The 9,247-nt window shown below is 75.1% G+C and carries 9 protein-coding genes; 4 read left to right on the plus strand and 5 right to left on the minus strand.

The window, feature by feature from the left end:
- Positions 1-9 precede the first annotated feature (9 nt).
- Positions 10-963, minus strand: coding sequence for a hypothetical protein (locus F6X68_RS26450; protein WP_151456819.1), 954 nt, complete (start codon positions 961-963; stop codon positions 10-12).
- Between the two features lie 98 nt (positions 964-1,061).
- Between F6X68_RS26450 and cofD the strand changes: the two genes are divergently transcribed.
- Together cofD and F6X68_RS26460 are read left to right on the plus strand one after the other, a co-directional pair.
- Complete coding sequence (gene cofD, locus F6X68_RS26455) at positions 1,062-2,009, plus strand: 2-phospho-L-lactate transferase (protein WP_151456820.1); 948 nt, start codon at positions 1,062-1,064, stop codon at positions 2,007-2,009.
- Positions 2,006-3,094, plus strand: a complete 1,089-nt coding sequence (locus F6X68_RS26460; protein ID WP_151456821.1) for a coenzyme F420-0:L-glutamate ligase — start codon at positions 2,006-2,008, stop codon at positions 3,092-3,094. The genes cofD and F6X68_RS26460 overlap by 4 nt, the downstream gene beginning before the upstream one ends.
- 71 nt (positions 3,095-3,165) lie before the next feature.
- Here the strand turns inward: F6X68_RS26460 and F6X68_RS26465 are convergent, their stop codons facing one another.
- Positions 3,166-4,170, minus strand: coding sequence for a helix-turn-helix transcriptional regulator (locus tag F6X68_RS26465; protein ID WP_151456822.1), 1,005 nt, complete (start codon positions 4,168-4,170; stop codon positions 3,166-3,168).
- Between the two features lie 281 nt (positions 4,171-4,451).
- Positions 4,452-5,486, minus strand: coding sequence for a DUF4185 domain-containing protein (locus tag F6X68_RS26470; protein WP_151456823.1), 1,035 nt, complete (start codon positions 5,484-5,486; stop codon positions 4,452-4,454).
- Positions 5,487-5,525: 39 nt separating this feature from the next.
- On the opposite strand from F6X68_RS26470, the gene F6X68_RS26475 reads away from it, so the two are divergent.
- Positions 5,526-6,185, plus strand: coding sequence for an NUDIX hydrolase (locus F6X68_RS26475; RefSeq protein ID WP_151456824.1), 660 nt, complete (start codon positions 5,526-5,528; stop codon positions 6,183-6,185).
- Here F6X68_RS26475 and F6X68_RS26480 read toward each other — a convergent pair.
- Together F6X68_RS26480 and F6X68_RS26485 are read right to left on the minus strand one after the other, a co-directional pair.
- Complete coding sequence (locus F6X68_RS26480; RefSeq protein ID WP_151456825.1) at positions 6,154-7,245, minus strand: mannose-1-phosphate guanylyltransferase; 1,092 nt, start codon at positions 7,243-7,245, stop codon at positions 6,154-6,156. The genes F6X68_RS26475 and F6X68_RS26480 overlap by 32 nt on opposite strands.
- Before the next feature lie 61 nt (positions 7,246-7,306).
- On the minus strand, positions 7,307-8,452 hold the full coding sequence (locus F6X68_RS26485) for a glycosyltransferase family 1 protein (RefSeq protein ID WP_151456826.1): 1,146 nt from the start codon (positions 8,450-8,452) through the stop codon (positions 7,307-7,309).
- A 150-nt stretch (positions 8,453-8,602) separates the two neighbouring features.
- Here F6X68_RS26485 and F6X68_RS26490 point away from each other — a divergent pair.
- Positions 8,603-9,247: TIGR03089 family protein (locus F6X68_RS26490; RefSeq protein WP_151456827.1), on the plus strand; the 645-nt coding region annotated here is incomplete at its 3' end.

Below are 9,247 nucleotides of genomic sequence, written 5' to 3' on the forward strand. Positions count from 1 at the left end.
GGGTCGCGGTCAGCGCGGGGCGTCGGGGCTCTCGCCGGGGTTGATGCGCTGGGTCCGGTCGGTCTCGTCGGCGGCGGGACGCGGAATCGCCTGGGTGGGCTCCGCCGGCTCGACGGGCTGGCGCGGGATCGCCTGGGTCGGGTCGGCCGAGGGCGGCTGGCCGAACGGCGGGGCGCTCTGCGGCTGGCCGAACGGGGGCGCGGACTGCGGGGCGGGAGCGGCCGGGGGCGCCGACTGCGGGGCGAACGGCGAGCCCGGCTGCGGGCCGCCGGCGTACGGCGCGGGCTGCTGACCGTACGGGGCGCCGTAGGGGCCCGGCGCCTGCCAGCCGCCCTGCTGGCCGGGAACCTGCTGACCCGGGACCTGCTGACCCGGGACCTGCTGGCCGGGGACCTGCTGGCCCGGGACGGGGTAGCCGCCCTGCTGCTGGGGCCAGCCGGGCTGCGGCTGGCCGTACACGCCGGGCTGCGGCTTCGGCTTCGGCACGTGGTAGAGGGTGCGCCAGACCTTGAACACGACGTACGCGGCGACGGCGAACAGCGCCAGCCAGGCCACGCGGCTCAGCAGGCCCAGGAAGGCGTCGAGGATCTCGCCCTCGGCCAGCCGGTCGACCGTCCAGAAGAGGAAGGTCAGCCCGCCGAACAGCGCGCTGACGGCGTACTCGCCCAGGGCGACCTGGGTGATCAGCTTCGCCTTCGGCACCGGGGGCTTCACGTGCGTGGCGAGCAGCACGGCCAGCAGCGGCAGGAACACCGACTCCACGCCGACGAAGGCGAAGAAGGCGCTGCCCGCCCGGCCCCCGATCGTGCTGTACTCGGTGGGCGTCACCAGCCGGATCAGGCCGACGAAGAGGAACACGGCGTTCGCGCCGAGGAGCACGAACGCGGCGAGTTCACGCAGCGGCTTGGTCAGTTGGCTGGCCTGCGTCGCGTCGGTGGACGCGGGCTCGGCGGGGCTGGTCACGGGATCCCCCTCGGGGCGAATGCGGACAGTTGCCGACGTGAGCCTAGTCTCCCGGCCCACACGCGGACCGGAGGCGGCCCGTACGCGAGGATGGGCGCATGCGCATCGTGGTTCTGACGGGCGGCATCGGAGGTGCTCGCTTCCTGGTCGGCGTACGTGCGTACGCCCGGGAGGTCGGCGCCGAGGTGACCGCCGTGGTCAACGTCGGCGACGATCTGCTCCTGCACGGGCTCAAGGTCTGCCCCGACCTGGACAGCGTGATGTACACGCTGGGTGGCGGCGCGGATCCGGAGCGGGGCTGGGGGCGCGTCGGCGAGAGCTGGACGGTCAAGCAGGAACTGGCCGCGTACGGCGCCGAGCCGAGCTGGTTCGGGCTCGGCGACAAGGACATCGCCACCCACCTGGTGCGGACCACGATGATCAACGCCGGCTACCCGCTGCACGCCGTCACCGAGGCGCTCGCCGCCCGCTGGCAGCCGGGCGTACGCATGCTGCCGGCGACCGACGACCGGCTCGAGACGCACGTGGTGGTGGAGCTCGACGGCGGCCAGCGGGCGATCCACTTCCAGGAGTGGTGGGTACGCCACCGCGGCGACGTCCCCACCCACAGGTTCGTCTTCGTCGGCGCGGAGGCCGCCCGGCCGGCGCCCGGCGTGCTGGAGGCCGTCGCCGGGGCCGACGTGGTGCTGATCGCGCCGAGCAACCCGGTCGTGAGCGTCGCCCCGATCCTGGCCGTGCCCGGGCTGCGCGAGGCGGTCGCTGACGGCCCCGCGCCGGTGGTCGGCGTGTCGCCGATCATCGGCGGCGCGCCGGTGCGCGGCATGGCCGACCGCTGCCTGGCGGTGCTCGGGGTGGAGTGCAGCGCGGCCGGCGTGGGCCGGCTCTACGGCGGCCGGTCGGCCGGCGGGCTGCTCGACGGCTGGCTGGTCGCCGAGGAGGACGCCGGCGCGGTGGTGCCGGAGGTGACGGTCCGCGCGGCACCGCTGCGGATGACCGACGAGGCGGCGACGGCGGCCATGGTCCGCGCCGCGCTGGAGCTGACGTGAGGCTTGAGATCCTGCCGGTGCCGGGCATCGGCCACGTGTCCGAGGGCGACGACCTGGCGGGCCTGATCGCCACCGCCGCGCCCTGGCTGCGCGACGGCGACGTGCTGGTCGTGACCAGCAAGATCGTCTCGAAGGCGGAGGGGCGCCTCGTCGACGTCCCGGCGGACGGGCCCGAGCGGCTCGCCGCGCGGGACGAGGTGCTGGCCGCCGAGACGGCGCGGGTGGTGGCCACCCGGGGCGCGACCCGGATCGTGCAGACCCACCACGGCTTCGTGATGGCGTCGGCCGGCATCGACGCCTCGAACGTCGACAAGACCCGGCTGGTGCTGCTCCCCGAGGACCCGGACGCCTCCGCCCGGGCGCTGCGCGCCGCCCTGCGCGAGCGCCACGGCGTGGACGTCGCGGTGATCGTCAGCGACACGATGGGCCGGCCCTGGCGCAACGGGCTCACCGACGTGGCGCTCGGTGTCGCCGGGATGGACGCGATCCGCGACCACCGGGGCGAGGTCGACCCGTACGGCAACGAGCTCCAGCTCACCCAGATGGCGGTGGTGGACGAGTTGGCCGGCGCGGGCGAGCTGATCAAGGGCAAGTGTGACCAGATGCCCGTCGCGGTGGTGCGCGGCTACCTCACCGCGCCCCAGCCCGACGACGGCGTCGGCGCGTCGGCGCTGGTCCGGGACGCGTCGATGGACCTCTTCTCGCTGGGCACCGCCGAGGCGAGGGCCGCCGGGCTGGCCGCCGCCGCCACCCTGGCGGACGGCCCCAACCCGAGCCCGCCCGACCCGGAGGCCGTACGCCGGGCGATCGGCACGGTCGCGGGCGTGGTCGCCCCCGGCACGGTCTTCAGCCTGGTCCCCGACGAGGAGGCCCGCGCCGGGCTGACCTCCCGGGTGCCCGGCTGGCCGGCGGACGCGACGACGCTGGTGCTCGGCTCCCCGGCCACCCCGGCCGGCCCGGTCGACCTGGTCCGCTTCGGCGCCGACCTGCAACGCCTCCGCACCGCCCTGGCGGCCGAGGGCGTCGCCTCCCTGCTGCTCCCCCCGCCCCCGGGCACCACCGCCAGCGCCGCGCTCGCCCTCTGACGGCGCCCGCGGGCAGGGGCACCGTTACCAGCCGTTCCCACCCGGGAGCCGGCTGACGGCACCGGGCGCGCTCAGGAGTTGAGCATCGCCCGCCCCAACGGGGTCAGGGTGTGCAGGACGGTGTTGCGGTCGCGCTGGCTGACCAGGAGGCCGGCGTTGCGCAGCACGGTGGTGTGCTGGCTCGCGGCGGCGGCCGAGATGTTGAGCCGGCGGGCCACCTCGCCGGTGGTGCAGCCGTCGTCGCTGGCCGCCAGCACGGCGGCCCGGGTCCGGCCGAGCAGCGCGGCCAGCGCCTCCCGACCCGGATCCGACGCACCGGGGCCGCCGCCTTCGCCGGGGGCCGGCAGCAGGCCGCCGAGCGGGTCCACCGGATAGACGAGGACCGGGGGCAGCGCCGGATCGAGCAGGGCGACCGGCGTGGCCGCGCAGAAGAACGACGGCACCAGCAGCAGGCCGCGCCCGCCCAGGTGCAGCTCCCGGCTGTGCGGATAGTCGCGGATCTCCAGCATGCCGGCCTCCCAGCGCATGGCGGGCCGCATGCTGGCCAGCAGCCCCTCCACCCCGCCGTCGAGCAGGGCGCGGGCCCGCCGCGACCGGTCGGCCTCCACCGCGGCCTGGATCCGGGTCCAGTACGGGTCGATCGCCAGGCCCCGGTAGCGCTCCATCGCGCCGGTCAGGCCGCGCAGGATGTCCGGCTCCCCCCGGGCCAGCGCCCCGGCGCCGACGGGCAGGGCACTGTTGGCGGCGAGCAGCGCCAGGTCGCGTTGCAGCAGGGCCGTGGGGGTGCTGCGGACCGCCTCCATGCCGGCGTCGAACCCCGAAACGCTCTCGTACGGGGTGAGGAAGTCGGGAAAGTAGCCGCGGGGCGGGTTGAGCGTCAGCAGGAGGCGCAGCCCCGCCGAGTCACTGACCTCGCGCAGCCCTCGCGTGACGCTACGCCGCCAGCCCGCCAGCAGCGGATCCCGGCCACGGCCGGGCAGCAGGTGCAGGCTGAGAACCAGCTCCCACACCGGATCCGCCGCCGGAGCCACCCGGGTCCGGAGGATGTCCTCGGCGGAAAAGTAGATCTTCAGCATGGACGGCTCCCGCGTCGCCCGGCAGAGGGGATGCCTGGCAACCGTTTGCACTGTACCTGGCCGGCACTTATCTCCGTCTTTAAGCGTGGACTGAAAAACCTCGACGCCTCCGGGGGCCGTTCGGCATGCTCTCACTGCCCGTACACGGGGGCGGGCACGTCACCCGACGCGCCTGGAAACGGGCACCCGGGGGACGGGGAGAGACCGGCGACCGGGCGGCACCACGAGGGTCTGCGGCCGTGTTCCGCGGAGGTGTCGTCCGGCCGCCGGTCCACCACAGCTCAGGCGACCCAGAGCGCCACCCGATGGTCCTCGTCGGTGACGTAGAAGCTCTGCCCGTCCCACTCGGCCACCCCCTCCACGTGGTGGAACGGCGCCAGGTCGGCCACCAGCTCACCGGGGACCAGGTGCTTGTCGCCGGGCGCGGGAAACCGCACGTGCCGGGAGGTGACCTCGCCGCCGGTCGGATGGTCGTCGAGCAGCACCGAGCCCTTGCCCAGCGCGTCGATCGACCCGACGATCGCCGCGTAGCCGCCGTCCTCCGTGGGCGTGATCGCCCGGAAGCCGGCCAGCGCGCCGGGCGGCGTCACTCCCGTCAGGACGTACGCCCCCGCCGCCCGCGGCCAGCTCGGCGCCGGGTCGAACATCTCCGGCACACCGGTCAGCTCGACCAGGATCGGCTCGCCGTCGGCGGTGACCGGGAACCGCAGTCCGAGCAGGACCCCGCCGGCCGGCGTGAAGGCCGCCGCCTCCACGTTCAGCGGCAGGTCGTCGGGGACGAGCCGGCTGACCCAGCCCTTCGACCGGGCGGTGCCCCGGGCGACGGTCTCCCCGATGAACCGGGCCCGCACCCGCTCGCCCGGCGACAGCGGGGTGAACGCCGCCGCGAGCAGGGCGTCGTTGACCGCCCGGTGCAGCCGGAACCGGTTGCGCACCACCTGCACCGGCAGGGTGCCCGCCGCCGCGTCGTCCTCGCGGAACCGGGCCACGAAGGCGCGTCGCGGGCGCAGCGGTCCCGCCTTCGAACCGAAGTGGGACCCGAAGACGTACACCCAGCCGTCGTGGTGGGCGAGCGCCTCGCCGTCCTCCGTGCGGCCGTTCTCGGCCCCGGCGTCGGCGGCCACGTGGTGGGCGACCCAGCGGCCGTCGTCCAGCTCCAGCAGCAGGGCCAGGCAGTGCTCCACCGGCCCCTCGTCGAGCACGGTCCAGAAGCCCCGCCGGGCACCGTGCGCCCGCAGCAGCGGCACGGAGCGCACCGGCAGCAGGTCGCTGGCCTCGTTGCCGGCCACGACGAACTCCAACAGTCGCAGGGTCACCGGGCCAGGGTACGAAGCGTCGGCTCGTACAGTGTCGACATGGCCGACTTCCCCACCGCCGCCTCCCGACCGACGGACGCGGAGCCGCACGCGGCCGCGCCCGCCGAGACGGACGAGGCGCGGCACGCCGAGGTGTACGCGGCGCTGCACGCCGACGCCGTCGCGACGCTGAGCCGGTGGGAGCCGACCGGCCCGGCCGCCGCCGAGGCCCGCGACCGGACGGTCGCGCTGCTGGCCGCCGGGCCGGTGGCGATGAGCCGGGCGCACCGGCCCGGGCACGTCACGGCGAGCGCGCTGGTGCTCGACGCCACCGGGTCGCGGGTGCTGCTCTGCCTGCACGGCAAGTTCCGGCGGTGGGTGCAGCTCGGCGGCCACTGCGAGCCGGCCGACCGGACCCTCGCCGCCGCCGCCCTGCGCGAGGCCGGCGAGGAGTCCGGCATCGCCGGCCTGCTGATCGACCCCGTCCCGATCGACGTCGACATCCACCCGGTGAGCTGCCAGGGCGGCTCGCTGCATTACGACGTGCGCTTCGCCGTGCTCGCCCCGCCCGGGGCCGTGGAGCGGGTCAGCGAGGAGTCCGAGGCGCTGGGCTGGTTCCCGCCGGACCGGCTGCCGGAGCCGCTGGCCGGCGGGACGGCGCACCTGGTCGCCCCGGCCCTGGCGACGCTCAGACGAGCCCCTCTTCGCCCCGTTCCTTGAGCTCGTCGACGACCTTCTTCACGTCCTGCGCCCGGTCGCGGGGGCAGACCAGCAGCGCGTCCGGGGTGTCGACGATGACCAGGTCGCGCACGCCGACGGCGGCCACCAGCCGCCCGGAGTGGGGCACCACCACCAGTCCGGCGCTGTCCCGCAGCAGCACCCCCGGCTTGGCGTCGGCGCCGAGCACCACGTTGCCGTCCGCGTCGGCGGGCAGTACCTCGCCCAGGGTGTGGAAGTCACCGACGTCGTTCCAGCCGAAGTCGCCCGGCACGGTCGCCACCCGGCCGGCGGTCGCCGCGCCCTCCATCACCGCGTAGTCGACGGAGATCTTCGGCAGCGTCGGCCAGACCGTGCCGAGCACGTCGTCCTGCTCCTCGGTGCCCCACGCCTCGGCGATCGCGACGATCCCGGCGTGCAGGGCGGGCTGCTGGCGAGCCAGCTCGGCGAGGAACACGTCGACCCGCCACACGAACATGCTGGCGTTCCAGAGGTGCCGCCCAGAGCGCAGGTACGCCTCGGCGACCTCGGCGCTCGGCTTCTCCTTGAACTCGGCCACCGGCCGCAGCGGGCCACCGTCGACCGGGTCGCCGGTCTGGAGGTAGCCGTAGCCGGTCTCGGCCCGGGTCGGGGTGATGCCGACCGTCATCAGCAGGCCCTGCTCGGCGCCGCGTACCGCCTCCCGGACGACCTCCCGCCAGCGCTCCGGGTCACCGATCAGGTGGTCGGCGGCGAAGGAGCCCATCACCGCCTCCGGGTCGCGCCGCGCGATGACCGCGGCGGCCAGGGCGATCGCCGCGCACGAGTCCCGGGGCGAGGGCTCGACCAGGATGTTCTCCTCCGGCAGCCCGGCGAGCTGGCGCGCCACCGCCGTCACGTGCGCGGTCCCGGTGACCACCAGGGTGCGTTCGGCGGTGGTCAGCGGACCCAGCCGGTCCACCGTCGCCTGGAGCAGCGAGGCGGCGGAGCCGGTCAGCGGGTGGAGGAACTTGGGATGGCCGGCGCGGGACAGTGGCCACAATCTCGTGCCACTGCCACCCGCCGGGATCACGGCGTAGATCACCCGCACATCATGCCCGATTCGCCTGACCGGGGACGCATTCTCGCGCTGCCGGCCACGGCGGTCAGGCCCGGGCCCGGCTCCAGGCGGCGATGTGCACCTCGGCGCTGGACTCCCAGGTGAACTCCTTGGCCCGGTCGAACCCGGCCTTGGCCAGGGACAACCGCCGCTGCTCGTCGTCGAGCAACGCGGCCAGGTCCGTGGCGATCTGGTCGGGCGCCTCGCTGGTGTACGCGACCGCGTCGCCGCCCACCTCCGGCAGCGACAGCCGGGGCGTGGTGAGCACCGGGGCGGCGCACGCCATCGCCTCCAGGATCGGCAGGCCGAAACCCTCCCCGTAGGACGGGTAGGCGGCCACCAGCGCCCCGCCGAGGAAGCCGGGCAGGTCCGCGTAGCGGAGATAGCCGGGACGGAGCAGCCGCAGGTGCGACGGGACCTCCGCCACCGCACGGTCGATGTCGTCGTCGTGCCCCTGGCCCCCGGCGATCACCAGGGCCGGCGGATCCGCCCGGTCGGCCACCGCACGGGCCCAGCCGCGGATCAGGTTCGGCACGTTCTTGCGCGGCTCCTTGGCCCCGAGGAAGGCCACGTAGTTGGTGCCGCCGAGCCCCAGCCGGGCCCGGACCCGGGCCTTCTCCTCGTCGCCGGGCGCGTGGAAGGCAGCGTGGTCGACGCCGTGGTAGGCCACGTCGATCCGGGTGGGGTCCGCGTCGAGCAGCCGGATCAGCTCGTCCCGGGTGGCCTTGCTCGGCACGATCACCCGGTTGGCGCGGCGCAGCGACGTCTTGATCGCGCTGCGGAAGAAGGTGCGCCGCGACTTGTCGTAGTGCTCCGGCTCGGTGAAGAACGTCGCGTCGTGCACGGTCACCGTGACGGGGCAGCCGGCGCGCAGCGGGCAGGTGTAGAAGGGCGAGTGCAGCACCTGCGCGCCCACCTGCTGGGCGAGCAGCGGCAGGCCGGTCTGCTCCCAGGCGAGCCGGGCGGGGCGGTGCGCGACGGCCGCCGGGGCCGGGACGATCTCCGCACCGGGCAGCATCCGGGTGTAGCGCTCCAGGTCGGTACGCAGGCAGACGACGGCCAAGTCCACCCCCGATCCGCACACCTTGCCGAGGGCCCCGAGCAGGCCGTCGACGTATCGACCGACACCACCACGGTCGACGGGGACACTCGTGGCGTCGATGAGCACGCGGGGCGGGCGGCCGGCGGTCACGGGGCGACTCCTTGAACTGACGGAACTGTGGGGAACAACACTCCGGCAAGCCTACGCCGGAGCCCGGCGCGGACGCTGACTGCGACCCGACGGTACGCCGACTTCTCGCTGTCATCGAGTACGGCCGCCGGGCGCGTATCGTTCGCGCCGATGGCCGACAACATTGCCCGGGTCTTCGCCGACGCGATCGCGACCGACCCGACCCGACCGCTGCTGACCTGGTACGACGACGCCACAGGCGAACGGACCGAACTCTCCGGAGCCACGCTGGCGAACTGGGTGGCCAAGACGGCCAACCTGCTCGTCAACGAGGTGGCCGTGGGCCCCGGCGACGTCGCCGGGGTGTTGCTGCCCCCGCACTGGCAGACCGCCGCGGTGCTGCTCGGCTGCTGGTCGGCGGGGCTGACCGTCGCCGACACGCCGGGCGACGTGGACGTGCTCTTCACCGCCGCGACCCGGGTGGCCGAGGCGGACGCCTGGTCGGCGGGCGAGCGGTACGTCCTCGCCCTCGACCCGTTCGCCCTGCCGATGCGGCAGGTGCCGCCCGGCTTCGCCGACTACGTGTCGGAGGTACGCGCCCACGGCGACCACTTCAGCCCGTACGCCCCCGGCGGCCCGGGCGAGGCGGCGCTGCTGGGCCGCGCGACCGCCCGCGCCACGGAACTGGGCATCGCGTCCGGCGACCGGGTCCTGATCGACACGGGGAGGTATCCCGATCCGGTCGACTGGCTGCTCGCCCCGCTGACCGCCACCGCCACCACGGTCCTCTGCGCCAACCTCGACCCGTCCACCCTC

This window comes from Micromonospora sp. AMSO12t (genome assembly GCF_008806585.1).
Classification (GTDB): domain Bacteria; phylum Actinomycetota; class Actinomycetes; order Mycobacteriales; family Micromonosporaceae; genus Micromonospora; species Micromonospora reichwaldensis.